This is a genomic window from Streptomyces sulfonofaciens (genome assembly GCF_014656295.1).
GTDB classification, from domain to species: domain Bacteria; phylum Actinomycetota; class Actinomycetes; order Streptomycetales; family Streptomycetaceae; genus Streptomyces; species Streptomyces sulfonofaciens.
The window spans coordinates 51,227-65,963 of sequence record NZ_BNCD01000028.1 but is presented as its reverse complement, the minus strand read 5'-3'; the positions used below and the strand labels follow the sequence as shown (position 1 = coordinate 65,963).

Annotated in this window: 13 protein-coding genes and 2 pseudogenes; 7 read left to right on the top strand and 8 right to left on the bottom strand. The window is 73.6% G+C overall.

Translation table 11 applies throughout. The annotated features are described in order from the left end of the window. Positions 1–7 precede the first annotated feature (7 nt). Positions 8–1,936 (bottom strand): heavy metal translocating P-type ATPase, encoded by a 1,929-nt coding sequence (locus IE313_RS30955; RefSeq protein ID WP_308439233.1) that lies wholly within the window; start codon positions 1,934–1,936, stop codon positions 8–10. Positions 1,937–2,182: 246 nt separating this feature from the next. Here IE313_RS30955 and IE313_RS30950 point away from each other — a divergent pair, with 246 nt between their 5' ends. Beyond that, positions 2,183–2,578: an ArsR/SmtB family transcription factor gene (locus tag IE313_RS30950; protein ID WP_189938103.1), complete on the top strand. Its 396-nt coding sequence runs from the start codon at positions 2,183–2,185 to the stop codon at positions 2,576–2,578. A 111-nt stretch (positions 2,579–2,689) separates the two neighbouring features. Here the strand turns inward: IE313_RS30950 and IE313_RS30945 are convergent, their stop codons facing one another. Further along, on the bottom strand, positions 2,690–3,109 hold the full coding sequence (locus IE313_RS30945; protein ID WP_189938102.1) for a MarR family winged helix-turn-helix transcriptional regulator: 420 nt from the start codon (positions 3,107–3,109) through the stop codon (positions 2,690–2,692). A gap of 320 nt (positions 3,110–3,429) precedes the next feature. On the opposite strand from IE313_RS30945, the gene IE313_RS30940 reads away from it, so the two are divergent. Beyond that, positions 3,430–5,043 carry an MFS transporter gene (locus IE313_RS30940; RefSeq protein WP_189938101.1) on the top strand — a complete coding sequence of 538 codons (1,614 nt, stop codon included), beginning with the start codon at positions 3,430–3,432 and terminating at the stop codon, positions 5,041–5,043. 2 nt (positions 5,044–5,045) lie between these two features. Beyond that, positions 5,046–5,149, top strand: a pseudogene (locus IE313_RS36525) (IS5/IS1182 family transposase); the annotation flags it as partial. On the opposite strand, the gene IE313_RS30935 reads toward IE313_RS36525, so the two are convergent. Then, positions 5,149–6,012: a hypothetical protein gene (locus IE313_RS30935; RefSeq protein WP_229925104.1), complete on the bottom strand. Its 864-nt coding sequence runs from the start codon at positions 6,010–6,012 to the stop codon at positions 5,149–5,151. The pseudogene IE313_RS36525 and the gene IE313_RS30935 overlap by 1 nt on opposite strands. A gap of 613 nt (positions 6,013–6,625) precedes the next feature. On the opposite strand from IE313_RS30935, the pseudogene IE313_RS35730 reads away from it, so the two are divergent. Next, positions 6,626–6,971 (top strand): annotated as a pseudogene (locus IE313_RS35730) (KR domain-containing protein); the annotation flags it as partial. Between the two features lie 235 nt (positions 6,972–7,206). Here IE313_RS35730 and IE313_RS30930 read toward each other — a convergent pair. The 4 genes from IE313_RS30930 to IE313_RS30915 all read right to left on the bottom strand — a co-directional run bounded on the left by IE313_RS30930 (position 7,207) and on the right by IE313_RS30915 (position 10,216). After that, positions 7,207–7,932, bottom strand: coding sequence for a zf-HC2 domain-containing protein (locus tag IE313_RS30930; RefSeq protein ID WP_189938100.1), 726 nt, complete (start codon positions 7,930–7,932; stop codon positions 7,207–7,209). Next, the gene (locus IE313_RS30925) at positions 7,929–8,489 is read right to left on the bottom strand and encodes a sigma-70 family RNA polymerase sigma factor (RefSeq protein ID WP_189938099.1); all 561 of its coding nucleotides are present in this window, start codon (positions 8,487–8,489) and stop codon (positions 7,929–7,931) included. The genes IE313_RS30930 and IE313_RS30925 overlap by 4 nt, the downstream gene beginning before the upstream one ends. Before the next feature lie 72 nt (positions 8,490–8,561). Then, positions 8,562–9,575 carry a DUF1996 domain-containing protein gene (locus IE313_RS30920; protein WP_373317102.1) on the bottom strand — a complete coding sequence of 338 codons (1,014 nt, stop codon included), beginning with the start codon at positions 9,573–9,575 and terminating at the stop codon, positions 8,562–8,564. A 158-nt stretch (positions 9,576–9,733) separates the two neighbouring features. Beyond that, positions 9,734–10,216 carry a COG4315 family predicted lipoprotein gene (locus IE313_RS30915; RefSeq protein ID WP_189938096.1) on the bottom strand — a complete coding sequence of 161 codons (483 nt, stop codon included), beginning with the start codon at positions 10,214–10,216 and terminating at the stop codon, positions 9,734–9,736. Between the two features lie 270 nt (positions 10,217–10,486). Between IE313_RS30915 and IE313_RS30910 the strand changes: the two genes are divergently transcribed. Next, the gene (locus IE313_RS30910) at positions 10,487–11,476 is read left to right on the top strand and encodes a CHRD domain-containing protein (protein ID WP_189938094.1); all 990 of its coding nucleotides are present in this window, start codon (positions 10,487–10,489) and stop codon (positions 11,474–11,476) included. Between the two features lie 114 nt (positions 11,477–11,590). Here the strand turns inward: IE313_RS30910 and IE313_RS30905 are convergent, their stop codons facing one another. Further along, positions 11,591–12,343 (bottom strand): FadR/GntR family transcriptional regulator, encoded by a 753-nt coding sequence (locus IE313_RS30905; protein WP_189938091.1) that lies wholly within the window; start codon positions 12,341–12,343, stop codon positions 11,591–11,593. Positions 12,344–12,444: 101 nt separating this feature from the next. Between IE313_RS30905 and IE313_RS30900 the strand changes: the two genes are divergently transcribed. Further along, a complete protein-coding gene (locus IE313_RS30900) occupies positions 12,445–13,320 on the top strand; it encodes a carbon-nitrogen hydrolase family protein (RefSeq protein WP_189938090.1) in 876 nt (291 codons plus the stop codon). A gap of 18 nt (positions 13,321–13,338) precedes the next feature. After that, positions 13,339–14,730: an APC family permease gene (locus tag IE313_RS30895; protein ID WP_189938089.1), complete on the top strand. Its 1,392-nt coding sequence runs from the start codon at positions 13,339–13,341 to the stop codon at positions 14,728–14,730. Positions 14,731–14,737: the final 7 nt, after the last annotated feature.

The following is a 14,737-nucleotide window of genomic DNA, read 5'->3' as shown; positions in this document are numbered from 1 at the left end:
CGCGCGCTCAGTGCCCGGCATCCCTGGCGCGGCGCCACGCCGTCTCGCGCAGCAGGCGCAGGCCGTTGAGGCCGACGATGACGGTGGAGCCCTCGTGTCCCGCGACGCCCAGCGGCAGCGGCAGGTGGCCCGTCAGGTCCCAGACGACGAGGCCGGTGACGAAGACCGCGGCGACGACCAGGTTCTGCACGACGAGGCCCTTGGCCCGGCGTGAGAGGGCGACGGCGGTGGGGATGGCGGCCAGTTCGTCGCGGACCACCACCGCGTCGGCGGTCTCCAGGGCGAGGTCGGAGCCCGCCCGGCCCATGGCGATGCCGGTGTGGGCCTCCGCGAGGGCGGGCGCGTCGTTCACGCCGTCGCCGACGACCAGCACCCTGCGGCCCTCGGCCTGCATCTGCCGCACGGCGGCGACCTTGTCCTGGGGCAGCAGCGCGGCCCGGGCGTCCGTGATGCCCACCTCGGCGGCGAGCCGGGCGGAGGCGCGCGGGTTGTCGCCGGTGAGCAGGACGGGGGTGCCGCCGGTCAGGGCGGTGAGGGAGGCGACGGTGGCGGCCGCATCGGCACGCAGGCGGTCGGCGACGCCGAGCGCTCCTGCCGGGTCGCCGTCCACGGTGACCAGCACGGCGGTACGGCCCTCGCCCTCCAGGGCGGCGGCGAGGGCCGCCGCCTCGCCGGCGCGCTGCCCGCCCAGGCCGGGCAGCAGCCGGCCCGGGCTGCCGACCGCGATCTTCAGGCCGTCCACGGTGGCCGTCACCCCGAGGCCGGGTGTGGAGGAGAAGTCGTCGGCCGCCGCGACGTCCAGGCCCCGTTCGCGGGCCGCCTCCACGACGGCGCGGGCCAGGGGGTGCTCGCTGGGGTGCTCGGCAGCGGCCGCCAGGGCCAGCAGACCCTCCTCGCTGAGGCCGTGGGACGCCATCGGGCGGACGTCCGTGACGCGGGGGGTGCCCTCGGTCAGGGTGCCGGTCTTGTCGAGGGCGACCGTGTCCGCCTGCCCGAGGCGTTCCATGACCACGGCCGACTTGATCAGTACGCCGTGGCGTCCCGCGTTGGCGATCGCGGACAGCAGCGGCGGCATGGTCGCCAGCACCACCGCGCAGGGCGAGGCCACGATCATGAACGTCATCGCCCGCAGCAGGGTCGGCTGGAGGGCGGCACCGAAGACCAGCGGCAGGGCGAACAGGGCCACGGTGGCCGCCACCATGCCGATCGAGTACCGCTGCTCGACCTTCTCGATGAACAACTGCGTCGGCGCCTTGGTCCCCGACGCCTCCTCCACCATGGCCACGATCCGGGCGATCACGGAGTCCGCCGGGTCGCGCTCCACCCGCACCCGCAGGGCCCCGGTGCCGTTGAGCGTGCCGGCGAACACCTCGTCCCCGGGCCGCTTGGCCACCGGCAGCGGCTCGCCGGTGATGGTGGCCTGGTTGACGTCGCCCGTCCCGTCCAGCACCCGGCCGTCGGCGCCGACGCGCTCACCGGGCCGGACCAGGATCACATCACCCACCGCGAGCTGCCGGGTGGCCACCGCCTCCTCGCCACCGCCGTCGGTCAGCCGGGTGGCGGTGGCCGGGGCGAGGTCGAGGAGCCCGCGCACCGAGTCCGCGGTGCGGGCGGTGGCGATCGCCTCCAGGGCGCCGGAGGTGGCGAAGATGACGATCAGCAGCGCACCGTCCAGCACCTGCCCGATCGCGGCCGCGCCAAGGGCCGCGACGACCATGAGCAGATCGACGTCGAGCGTTCTGTCCCGCAGCGCCTTCAGACCGGCCAAGCCCGGCTCCCAGCCGCCCGCGGCGTACACGGCCGCGTACAGCGGACCCCACGCCCACACCGCGGCACCCAGCAGGTGGAGCGGCAGCGCGGCCAGGAAGAGCACCAGGGCCGCGGCCGCCCAACGCGCCTCGGGCAGCGCGAAGACCCGCGTACGGCGCCCGGGCACCGCCTCCTCGCGGTGGGCGGCCGGGGCCGTCGAGGCGATGGCGCAGGACGGGGAAGACGGGGAAGACGGGGACGACGGGGACGACGGGGACGACGGGGAAGGCACGCAAGACACGGAAGACGTGGAAGACGTGGAAGACATGGCAGCGGCGGTCCTTCACGAGCGGAGCAAGGGTCCGGCCCCTCACCATAGCAGGAAAGAATGAACAATAATTCATGCAATTCGGTGGTCCGGTAAGATGACGGCATGGGTCATGGAGCCACTCCCGCCACAGTCGGCGTCCCGCGCAAGCCCCTGGACACGGCCGGCGCCGCCAAAGTGGCCACCACCCTGCAGGCCCTGGCCACCCCCTCCCGGCTGCTGATCCTCGCGAAGCTGCGCGAGGGCCCGCTGCCGGCCACCGAACTCGCGCACGCCGTCGGCATGGAGCAGTCCGCCTGCTCCCACCAGTTGCGGCTGCTGCGCAACCTCGGCCTGGTCACCGGCACCCGCCAGGGCCGCCTGGTGGTCTATGCCCTGTACGACGACCACGTCGCCGCGCTGCTGGACCAGGCCCTGTACCACGTCGAGCACCTGCAGCTCGGCCTCACCGACAGCCCCGCCGTCGCGGACCCGGCCGTCGGGCACGAACGACGCCCCTGACACCACGGACCCCGACACCACGGACCCGGGCGGCACCGCACGGCCCGCGCCGCCCGGGATCGGCCCGCCCGGCCGCTCCGGCCGAACGGGACCCGCGACGGGTACGCGGCCCTACGAGATCGGCGGGCCGAAGAGCTTGTCCAGGACCGGCAGGGCCGCGCGGAGCGTGCGCCGGTCGCCATCCGACAGTGCGTCCATCCGCTCGGCCAGCAACGCCACCCGCTCCCGGGTGACATCGGCCCAGACCTTGTTGCCCAGCTCGGTGATCTCCACATGGCTGCCGCGCACGGCCGGACCCGAGCGGGCCACCCAGCCGAGCTCCACCATCCGGTTGATGATCTGGGTCATGCTCGGCGGGCGGATGCCCTCGGCCCGGGCCAGCTCCCCCACGCTGCGCGGGCCGCCGCGCAGCAGGCTCAGTACGGCTCCCTGGGTGATGGTCACCGCAAGTCCCTGGGTGTCGCGGCGCATGGCCTGGCTGATCCGCAGGAAACGCGGACGCCACTCGGCCGCCAGGCCCCCGGGCTCCACGTCCCCGGGCCGCACCTCCCCGGACCCCGAGTGCCCGGGCTCCGTGTTCCCCGGTCCAGGGCCTCCGGGCCCCAGGGGCCCGCGCTTCGGGTCGCGCTCCCGGTCACCCATGGGGCGCCTCCCTTCGTGCGGCGTTGCGTGACGGTCGGCATGTGCCGGGCGGACGGGGTTGTCGGGGTCCATTTTATAGTTAGCCTAACTTCATTCGGTGCGGTGCAGTCCCGCGGTGGCAGCGGAGATCGGTGGGGTGGCGGCACGGAGTCCTCCGTGCGGCGCCGGCTCGGTTCCGTGCGGTGGCTGAGCGGAGAGGAAGGGCATCCGTGGACGTCGGCGACAGCAGTCCGGCAAGGCCCCTGAGCGGCATACCCGTGGCGGCCCCCGCCCCTGACGCGCCACGCCGTGCGGGGGCGGGCCCGCTGCTGCTCGCGATGTGCCTCGGCCTCATGCTGTCCATGCTCAACTCGACGCTCGTCAACGTAACCATGCCGCAGATCGGCACGTCCCTGCACACGTCCGTCACCGGCCTGCAGTGGGTCGCCGACATCTACACCCTCGGGTACGCGAGCCTTCTGCTGCCCGGCGGGGCGCTCGGCAACCGGTTGGGCAGACGCACCGCCTTCCTCCTCGGTGTCTCCGCCTTCCTCGTCGGTTCGCTGCTCTGCGCGCTCTCGCCGACCACTTCCGTGCTGCTCGCCTCCCGTGTGATCCAGGCCGTGGGGACGGCCGTGATGGTCCCGCAGACGCTGTCCATCGTCGTCAGCGAGTACACCGAGCCCACCGCGCGGGCCCGGGCGGTCGGCATCTGGGCCGGGGTCGCGGGCGTGGGCCTGGCCGCCGGACCCGTCCTCGGCGGCCTCGCGCTCGCCCTCGCGGACTGGCGGGCCGGCTTCTTCCTCGTGGTCGCCCTGGCCGTGGTCACTCTGGTGCTCGGTCACCGCGTGGTGCCCGCCGCCCGGCACGGCCGACCGGGGCAGGCCCCCCGCCTGGACCCTTTCGGCATCGTCCTCGGCGTGCTCACCCTGACGGCGCTGGTCTACGGTCTGATCGAGTCCGGTACCTACGGGTGGGGGTCGCCCCGGATCATCGGGGCGCTCGTGCTCGCCGCCGCCGGCTCGGTGCTCTTCCTCGGCACCGAGCGGTACGTGGCGCACCGCGGGGGCAGTCCGCTGATGCCGCTCGAACTGTGGCGCATCCGCGGCTTCGTGGCCGCCAACGCGGCCGGTCTCGCGTACTTCGTCACCCTCTTCGGCGTGCTCTTCTTCTACAGCCTCTACCTGCAACAGCAGCAGGGCCACTCCGCCCTGGCCACCGGGCTCCTCTTCCTGCCGCTGACCGCCTGCATGGCCGCGTTCGCGCCCGTGGCCGGGAGGCTCACCGCCCGGCTGGGCGGACGGTCCGTCCTCGTCACCGGGCTCCTCGTGGCGGCCGCCGGCTGCCTGGCACTGGCGGCCGAGACCCGCCGGCCGGCCCTGTGGGACCTGGAGTGGCGGCTGTCGCTGGTGGGCGCCGGCTGCGGGCTGATGAGTTCGACCATGAGCAACGTGGCGGTCTCCAGCGTGCGCCCCCAGCACGTCAACACCGCCGCCGCCCTGCACAACACCTGCCGCCAGATCGGTGCCGCCCTCGGCATCGCGCTGCTCGGCGCCGTCCTGTACGCCCGTCAGCAGGCGGCGCTCGCGGCACCGCTGGACCGCCTCGGCGGCCCCGCACGGGCGGCGGTGGCGACCGCGGTCCGCGCCGGACGGGTCGATCCGGGTGCGGGGGCCGGGATCCCCGCCGCCACCCGCCGGGCGGTGGCCGACGCCTCCTACACCGGGTTCACCACCGGTCTGCACACCGCCATGCTGGTGTGCGCCGTGACCCTCCTCGTCTGCGCGGTCCTGAATCTCCTGCTGCTCCGGGCACGCCGCCCCCGCAGGCCGCAGGCGGGATGAGGGACGGCTCGACCACCAGAGCACCCGGAGGTGGAGGAGCCGCCGGCCGCTCACCGGTCGACCGGCGCGAACTGGGCCTCGCGCACGCCGCGGAACGACAGACGGTCAGCGGCCGAGGGCCTGCCGCACGCTGAGCTGGTGGTACCTGCGCAGCCGGTACAGCTCCCAGCACGACAGCACCGTCACCGACACCGGACCGCCGAGAAGGAACACGACCCGCGCGAGGACGGGAACCTCGGCGTTCTCGTTGTCGATCACGTCGAGGGCGGCCATCACCCACACCAGCAAGGCGGCGAGGATCGGCGGCAGCACCTCGTGGATGTCCGCGGTGCGGAACACGTGCGTGAGGCAGAGCGCGATCCCGTACAGGGCGAAGCCCAGCGACCACGCGCAGAGGGTGATGAGGACGACCATGCCCGGGGTCCCGATGGCGGCACGGAAGCCGGCGGTCCCCGGATCGGGCGCGAGGGCGAGGGGGAGCGTGGCCATGGACCCCACCAGAGCCGCCACCGCCCCGCAGGACTTCAGGGACCGGCGCAGGTAGAGCCCGCGCAGCGCACCCTGCGCGGCGAACACGAACAGGCCGACCACTAACGGGAAGGCGCACACGAGAACGAGTGTGCTGATCCAGCTCTGGTCGAACTTGTCGCCCGCGACGTTCTCGACGCCCTTGGCGGTGTCGACCGGCTTGTACGACATGACCAGCACGAGCCAGGCGGCGGCGCCGAGCCCGGTCCGCCACTTCTGTATCTTGCGCACCGTCAGGTCCTCGACGGCGTCCGGGCGCGAGGGGCGAAAGGCCCGCTGGGCGGCGTAGAACGGGTTGTAGACGCACTTGAGGATCCGCCGGCTGCGCGTCAGCGGCGGCCGGGGCGGGCGCGGGAACGGCGGCTGCGGGCCACCGCCGTACGGCTGCGGCGGGTACGGGCCCCAGCCCGGCGGATGCCCCGGGTGCCCCTGCGGCGGCACGGGCGCGGGCGGCGGGTAGGGCCCCGCGCCGGGACCACCGGGGTACGGCCGGCGTCCGGCCCCGGGGTAGGGCTGATGGCCGGGACCAGGACCCGGCTGTCCCCCGGCACCGGGCCCTGGTCCGGGTCCTGGCCCGGGTCCTGGTCCGCCCGTCGGGCCCCGGTAACCATTGCCGTTCGTACTCATGCCGTGCGCCCCCGATGTTCCGGCCGTGCCGGGCGCGGCCCCGGCTCGAACCGCCCCGCTCAGCGTGTGGCGTGATCCTACCCATCGGAGAGGCCGAGAAGTGCGCGTTCCGAGACCGGGCCGGGCACCGGTGGGCAACGCCCTGGGCGCGACGGGGAACGGCGGTGTTCCGGCCACCACCCGGGTACGAACAGCGGGGCGTGCATCCGGCCGGGAATACCCGACAGGACGCGGTCCCCTGTCGAAGTGCGGGCACGTCATCATGGGGCAGCCCCGGAAGGGGCCCGCGTCGTCGCCACCGTGCAGGGGAGTGCGGACGGGTGCGGCACGGCGGAGCCAAGGAGAAGGCGGCAGAACCGCAGCCGGCTGCCGTGCGCGGCGCGCGCATCCGGCCCCTCGAAGGGGGATCACGTCGGCCCCCCGCCCGGCGGCGCGCGCGGACTGCGCCGCCGCGGCGGCCGTCCTGAGCCAGGACGGTCACCTCGGCACGGCGTACGAGCCGAGCGGTGACGCGGCCTGGCCGTTCGACGAGTTCGCGGCGGAGGTCACGCGGCAGAGCGGCCGGCAGGTGGTCCACCGCTCCGTCAGCCCCGAGGAGCACCGCTCACTGCTGATCGCCGCCGGCCTGCCCGAGGCGTACGCGGACCTCCTCGGACGTGGACGACGCGATCTCCCGCGGTCTGCTCGCTGCCACCCCGGGCCACCTGGCACGGCTCATCGGCCGGCCGACGACGCCGATCGCCGACACCCTCGCGGCTGCCCTCGCGCCCTGAGCCGCACGGGCGCCCGCGCAGACGCCGCCCGGCGCGTCTGCTGCCGGGTGCCCTCCCTCCCGGCACCGGCCTCGCCCCGGCGCAGGGAACAGGAAGGGAACAGGAAGGGAACACGTGGAGAGCAGGAAGGGATCAGGAAAGGGACGGCGGGCAACGGCGGGGACGGCCGCCGGTCCGGCCGCGGATGGCCGGGCCGAAGGGGCCGCCCCCGCCGTGCGCTCCTGTTGCCCCCTGTTCAGAGGCTGACGGTGACGTACCTCTTCCCGTCGGTGTTCTCGACAAGGACGGATTTCACGTGGTCGGGGGCCACCGCGGCCGAGCCGTCCAGGTCCGCGCCCTTGCCCTTGCCCTTCGCGCCGGGTGCGACCACCCAGCTCCCCGCGGTCTGCCGCTCGCCGTCGTCCGAGACGACCACCAGCCGGCAGCGCTCACCCGCGGGTATCCCGGTGACCGCGGCGTTCACCCGCACCCAGCCGGCGGCCGGGGTGAGGCGGACCGTCATACCGGCCCGGGTCGCGGAGTCCGTCGCCGAGGCCATCCGGATACCGGTCGGCGCCGGGGACGGCAGCGGGGAGGCCGTCGCGGGCGGCGGTCCGCCGGCCTGCGCGTCGGAGGGGCCGGTACCTGCGACCAGGTACCCGCCGAGGAACACCACCACGGCCGAGGCGGCCGCCGCCGCGCCGAGGGCGAATGATCGCCGCCGGCGCGAGGCGGCCTCCTCGGCGCGTGCCTGGCGCAGCGTCCGCTGCAGCAGCAGGTCCCCGTCCTCGACCGGCCCCTCAAGGAATGCCTCCGGCGGCACCTCGCCGAGCGACGTCTCCATCTCCCGCAGTTCCTCCAGCTCCCTGCGGCACGAGTCGCACATGGCGGTGTGCTCCTCGATCTCCCGCCGCTCCTCGGGGTCGAGAATGCCGAGGGCGTACGCTCCGAGCAGTTCACCGGGCTGATGCTGCGTGCTCATGCCGCCACCTCCTTGAGCCTGACACCACTGCCGGACTTGCCCGTGTACAGCTTGCGCAACGCCTTGAGGGCGTAGTGCGCACGCGATTTGACCGTACCTTCCGGTATGCCCAGCCGTCCCGCGGTTTCGGGGACCGTGCGGCCCCGGTAGTAGATCTCGACGAGCACGTCACGGTGCTCCGACGAGAGCTGGTCGAGTGCGTCCAGGAGCACCACCGACTCCACCACCGCGTCCGCGTGGTCGCGCTGGACGGGAGGTGTGGACTCCGACTCCGCGACCTCGGTGGGGCGCGCCGCCCTGGCACGGTACCGGTCGGTGATGATGTTGCGGGTCACGGTCAGCAGCCAGCCGCGTACCGACCCCCGGGCGTTGGAGACGACCTCCGGATGTCGCCACGCCCTGATCAGCGTCTCCTGGACCACGTCCTCGGCCGCAAGGCGGTCTCCGGTCAACCGTGTCGCGTACGCCAGCAGGGCCTTGCCGTGCTCTGCGTAGAGCGCACGGATCAGCGCCTCGTGACTCGCGCTCTGCTGAGCGCGAGACCGCAGTATCGCCATCCACCCACTCCGTCTCCCGATGCTTTGACCACAACACGCACCCGAACCCCGGCACCGTTCATGTGTGCCACGTCACACGTGCTCCCCCACCCGGCAGTGGCGGCCCGCGTTCAGGCATGCCACGACCCTGGCCATCTGGGCCTCCGTCATGACGTTCACGAAGCCGGCGTGGTCGGTGATCGGGGCGTGCTTCTGCTCGGAGAACGCGTCCACGGCGATCGGCGCCCCCTTCGGTACCCGGTAGGAGACGACGACGCGCAGTTGCGGCACCGCGAACGTGCCCGGGGGGCAGGCGCCGTTCGCGCCGGGGAAGGCGACGTGCCCCCGGTGGTCCTCGCTGTCGGTGTCGAGGCCGTTCCAGCAACTGGGGAAGTCGAGGGTGCGGGTGACGCCGCCGTCCGGGCACCTGGGGTAGAGCGTGGTGAAGCGGTCCGGGTACCCGGTGCAGCCCCACTGCGCACGGGCCAGCTCCGGGCCGACGGTGCCCGCCACCGGGTCGCCGGTGAGCATCCGCAGGAAGCGCGGCATCGGCACCACGTGCGTGGCCCTGCTGCCGCGGAACTGCACCATGACCGAGGCCGGGGGCAGGATCTCCCCGATGTTGCCGTGGTGTTCGCCCTCGTCGCCGTGCGCGTGGGAGGCCGGCCGGTCCTGGCGGCGCAGGACGGGCCAGTAGATGGTGGACCTGTCCCCGTCGGTGCAGGTGGTCCGCGCCGCCGCGAGCCCGGCGTCCGTCGAGAAGGCGGTGGTCGACAGGTTGCCGACGTAGTCGTGGGTGTGGTGGGCGCCGTTCCTCAGTCGCGGCGATGCCACCAGATTGTCGGCATTGCGGTGCTCATCCTGGTTGCGCCCGCAGTCCTCGGTGAACGTTCCCGTGGAGGCGTCCGGGCCCGGTGCGGGTTCGGCGGAGCGCGCGACGTCGCGGATGTCGATGAAGTCCCTCGGGGAGGGGCCCACCTCCGCGGAGACACCGGAGGCGCCCCGGCTGCCCGAGGTCACCACCAGGGAGAGGGCCGCCACCACCGACACCAGCGCGAACACCGACAAGGAGAGCGCAGCACGCCCAGCCCGGAATCGTCTTTCCACGGGCATCAGGGTGCCACATGCCCCAAAACGGCCATCCGGGGACCACCGTCCCGGACCGCCGCCCCGCACCTCCTCGCCGTCTCACGCACTCCCCCGGGTGCTCCAGTCCGCGGGCGGCGTCCGTGCCCGTCGGGGAAGGGCCCGGGGCCCCGGGTGTCTCACGCGGTCCTCTTGACGAGCTTTCCGTCGGCGCCGAGGACGAACCACTGCCCGTCCAGGCCCTGGCCGTTGGTGTCCCCGGCCGCGGCATCGCCCGCGTAGTAGTAGAGCGGCCAGTGGTTGTAGGCGGTCTGGACGGTTCCCCTGGTCCGGCCGACCCCGCTGACCAGGTTCCGGTCGGCGCCCGGGCCCGCGCCCGCCCGCTGCCGGCCGGACAGGGCCGGCCAGACGGCGATGCACTTGGCGTCGCAGGTGCTCGCGTCCGCCTTGTCCTTGGTGAAGGCGTAGAGCGTCCGCCCGCTCTGGTCGGCGAGGATGGGGCCGAGGTCCGTCTTCACCACCTGGACCGACATCGACTGCTCCCCCCGGGCCGGGGCCGCGGCGGCCTTGCCACCGTGCCGGCCGTCGCCGCCGTTCGCGCCGCAGGCGGACAGGGCCAGCAGGAGGGGCACGGCGGCCGCGGCGGCGATTCGTACACGCATATGGGATCTCCCTGGGTCATCGGGCACCGGGCACCGGGCACCCGACGTGCCCGGCATCGCCCCGGTGCTGCTGTACACGGCGCGGACCGGGCGCACCGTTCACCGCTCGTCCCGACCGCCGCGCTCGGCATCCGCTCCGCGCACCGCCTCCGCGGCTGCCGGCCACCTCATGTGAACGAATGCGGCGCAAGGCGACGTAGTCACGGGTAGCCGGTCCCGAAGCGGGGCGGCTCGTCCAGAACCTCACCGGAACCGAAGGAGACGAAGACCATGCTGAGCAAGCGCTGTTCGCTGCTGGCCGCCGCCGCCGTCCTGACCCTGGCGACCGCGGCCCCCGCGGTCGCCCACGCCGGCCACCCGCACGGCGGTTCGTACGGCGCCTCGACGGGTGCCGGCATGCCCGGGATGGACATGCCCGAGGGCACCCCCGGCGCCCGGGGCGCAGCCCCGACGGCCGCCGTCCACGGGCCCGCCACCTACTACGAGGCGCGGCTCACCGGCGCCCAGGAGGTCCAGGTCCCCGGGCAGCCGCCGGTGGGCGACCCCGACGGCTCCGCCGTCGCCCTGGTGACGCTGAAGGGCGACCGGGTCACCTTCGCGTTCCGGTGGAAGAACATCACCGCTCCCACCCTCGGTCACATCCACCAGGGCAGGGCGGGCGTCAACGGCGATGTGAAGGTGCCGCTTTTCACCACGCCGATGCCCGACACCGTGACCGCCGCCGCCGGCCAGGTCACGGTGTCGGACACCGGGTTGGCGCGTTCGCTGCGCACCGACCCGGCCGGGTTCTACCTCAACCTGCACACCAAGGAGTTCCCGGGCGGCGCCGTCCGCGGCCAGCTCACCCCCGTCAGCCACCGGGTCAACCCCCTGGACATCATCCACGGCACCAGGCTGCTGGCCCTCGCGGACGGCGGGCAGGAGGTCAAGGCGGCCGGCAAGAAGGTCGACGACCCCGACGGCCACGCCGTCGCCTTCATGGACCCGCACGGCACCAGCATCGACTACTCCACCGCCTGGGTGAACATCGACGAGCCCACCCTCGGCCACATCCACCAGGGCGCCCTCGGTGTGAACGGCGATGTGAAGGTGCCGCTGTTCACCACGCCGATGCCCCAGAACGTCTTCGCCGCCTCCGGCACCGCGACCGGCCAGGACCCGGCCCTGGTCGCCCGGATCCGGCACAACCCCGTGGGCTTCTACTTCAACCTCCACACGGACCAGTTCCCCGACGGCGCCGTCCGCGGCCAGTTGTTCTGACACCCGCCGGTCCGACGGCGGCACGGCCCCGTCGTGTGCGAGGGGGCGGAAGGGCATTCCTTCCGCCCCCTCGCCCCGTGCCGTGCGGGCCCCGCAGGGCACCGGCGGCTGCGGTCAGCGGCCGTCCAGCAGGCCCACGAACATCGTCCGGTGCAGCGTCTGGACGTGCCGGCGCGCGATCTCGCCGGCCGCCGCGGCGTCACCGCGCCGAAGCGCCTCGACCAGTTCCCGGTGCTCGCGGTTGGACCGCAGCAGGGCCTCCCTCGGATACGGCAGGTAGTACCGGTAGAGATCGCGGAGCACGGCCCCGTAGGGCCCGGTGATCGAGGGCGCGCCCGTCATGGCGGCCACGGCGAGGTGGAAGCGCTCGTCACAGCCGTGGAACTGCGCCCAGCCCGCGGCCCGGTCCATCTCCCGCACCAGGTCGTCGAGCGGCCGCAGGGCCGCCTCGTCGGACTCGACGGCGGCGAGGTGCGCGATGCCGCACTCCAGGGCGAGCCTGTGGTCGATCAGCCGGTGCACCGCCTCGGCGTCGGCCCGGTAGGTGTCGACGGCCCCCACCGTCCCGGTGGCCGGCCGCCGGGCGACCAAGGTGCCGCCCGACCGGCCCCGACGGCGCTCCAGGACGCCCTCCTCGCACAGCGACACCAGGGCCCGCCGGACGGTGATCTCCCCGACGCCCAGCGCCGCGGCGATCTCGGCGGCGCCGGGCAGCCGCTCCCCCGGGGCGAGCAGGCCGAGGTCGACGGCGAGCGCGATCCGGGCGCGCACGGTCTCCAGGGCGGACAACCGCCGGATGCCGTGGAGGGCCGGTGCGTCGAGTGCCAGGGCCGCACCCGGGGTCGGTCTGTCGCAGGAGCCAGCCATGGCGTCACCCTACCGAGAAAACAGCTCAGAATAAGCACTCTTGTTTAACTGCTCATTCTGCTCTAATTTTGCTCCGTCCCTGAGTGTGAAGGTGGCTCCTCGTGTCCCGACCCCTGCCCATCGCCGTCGTGCAGGCGCCGCCCCGCCCGGCCGCCGAGCCGGTGTCCGGTTTCGCGGAAGAGGTCGGCCGCCTCGTCGAGCGGTTCCCGCAGACCCGCCTGGCGGCCTTCCCCGAGCTGCACCTGTGCGGCGTCGACGGCCCGCCCGGCCGCACCGAGGAGCAGATGCGGGACGCCGCGGTGCCGCTGACCGGCCGAAGGGTCGCGGAGCTCGGAGAGCTCGCCGGCGACCTGGGCATCTGGCTGCTGCCGGGCAGCATCTGCGAGCGCGGCCCCGAGGGTGAGTTGTTCAACACCGCCCTGGCCTTCTCGCCCGACGGCCGGCTCGCGGCCTCCTACCGCAAGGTCTTCCCGTGGCGGCCGTACGAGCCCTTCGCCCCGGGCGACAGGTTCGTGGTCCTCGACGTCCCGGAGGCGGGCCGCGTCGGCTTCGCCATCTGCTACGACGCCTGGTTCCCCGAGGTCGGGCGGCAGCTTGCCTGGATGGGCGCGGAGGTGATCGTCAACCCCGTCATGACCACCACCGGCGACCGGGCCCAGGAACTCGTCCTGGCCCGCGCCAACGCCATCGTCAACCAGGTCTTCGTGGTGAGCGTGAACACCGCGGGCCCGGTGGGCACCGGCCGCAGCCTGGTCGTCGACCCGGAGGGCCGGGTACGCACCGAGGCCCCCGACGCCGGTGCCACCGTGCTCACCGACGTGCTGGACCTGGACGACGTCACCCGGGTGCGCACCTTCGGCACCGCCGGGCTCAACCGCATGTGGAGCCAGTTCACCGACGCGGACGCCCCCGTCGACCTCCCGCTGTACGGCGGCCGCATCGACCCCCGCACCTGGTCCCCCGCCCACCGCCGCTGACCCGCACGGAGCCGCCCCATGGACAACACCGCCCCCTCGCTGGCACGGACCCTGCGCCTGCGGGCCGTCGTGCTCTTCGGCCTCGCGTACATGACGCCGCTGATCGTGCTGGGCACCTTCGGCGTGGTCGCCGACACCACCGGCGGCACGGTTCCCACCGCGTACGCGCTCGCGCTCGTGGCCATGCTGTTCACCGCCCACAGCTACGGCAGGATGGCCGCCGCCCATCCCGTGGCCGGCTCCGCCTACACCTACGTACGGCGTGCCGTCGACTCACGGGTGGGCTTCCTGGTGGGCTGGGCGACGCTGCTGGACTACTTCTTCCTGCCCATGGTCATCTGGCTGATCGGCGGGGCGTACCTGGGGGCCCAGTTCCCCGGCGTGCCCTCCTGGGTGTGGATCATCGGCTTCGTGGTCCTGACCACGGCACTGAACGTGCGCGGGATCAGGACGGCGGAGCGGGTCAACGACCTGCTGATGGTCTTCCAGGTCCTGGTGCTCGTCATCTTCGCGCTGCTGTCCCTCCGGCACGTCTTCGACCAGCACGGGGCCGGCGCCCTGCTCAGCGCCGCGCCCTTCGCCAACGGCGCGACGACCCTCGCGGGCACCTCCGCCGGTGCGGCGATCGCCGCCTACTCCTTCCTCGGCTTCGACGCGGTCACCACGCTCACCGAGGAGACCGTCGACGCCGAGCGGACGATGCCCCGCGCGATCCTGCTGACCGCCCTGATAGGCGGCGGCACGTTCATCGCGCTCGCCTACACCACGCAACTGGCCCACCCGGGCTCCGCCTTCAAGGACTCCGGCTCGGCGGCCTTCGAGATCGCCAGGACCATCGGCGGCGACCTGTTCTCCTCCTGCTTCCTCGCCGGACTGGTGGTGGCCCAGTTCGCCTCCGGCATCGCCGCCCAGGCCAGCAGTTCGCGCCTGCTGTTCGCCATGGGCCGCGACTCCGTACTCCCGCGCAGGTTCTTCGGCCACGTCCACCCCCGCTTCCGCACCCCCGCCCGCAACATCCTGCTGACCGGGGCCGTCGGCCTCGTCGCGCTGAAGCTGGATGTCGCCACCTCCACCTCCTTCATCAACTTCGGCGCCTTCACCGCCTTCACCTTCGTCAACCTCAGCGTCATCGCCACGTTCGTCCGCGAGCGCCGGGCCGGTGGCCGGCCCAACCCGCTGGCGTGCGTGCTCGTCCCCCTCGTCGGCGCTGCCGTAGACATCTGGCTGCTGATCCACCTCGACACCGCGGCACTCGTCCTGGGAGCGGTCTGGCTCGCCCTCGGGATCGTCTACCTGGCCTATGTGACCAGGCTGTTCCGCACCCCGCCGCCCCAGCTCTCGTTCGACGAGGAGGAGGAGCGGGCGACCGGGGCCGGCCGGGAGGAGCGGAGTACCGCGCCCCGGCCGTGACCGGCGA

Coding starts and splice junctions, on each gene's coding strand:
- IE313_RS30950 (WP_189938103.1), top strand. CDS start 2,183: ATGGGTCATGGAGCCACTCCCGCCACAGTCGGCGTCCCGCGCAAGCCC.
- IE313_RS30930 (WP_189938100.1), bottom strand. CDS start 7,932: ATGAGCACGCAGCATCAGCCCGGTGAACTGCTCGGAGCGTACGCCCTC.
- IE313_RS30925 (WP_189938099.1), bottom strand. CDS start 8,489: ATGGCGATACTGCGGTCTCGCGCTCAGCAGAGCGCGAGTCACGAGGCG.
- IE313_RS30915 (WP_189938096.1), bottom strand. CDS start 10,216: ATGCGTGTACGAATCGCCGCCGCGGCCGCCGTGCCCCTCCTGCTGGCC.
- IE313_RS30910 (WP_189938094.1), top strand. CDS start 10,487: ATGCTGAGCAAGCGCTGTTCGCTGCTGGCCGCCGCCGCCGTCCTGACC.
- IE313_RS30905 (WP_189938091.1), bottom strand. CDS start 12,343: ATGGCTGGCTCCTGCGACAGACCGACCCCGGGTGCGGCCCTGGCACTC.
- IE313_RS30895 (WP_189938089.1), top strand. CDS start 13,339: ATGGACAACACCGCCCCCTCGCTGGCACGGACCCTGCGCCTGCGGGCC.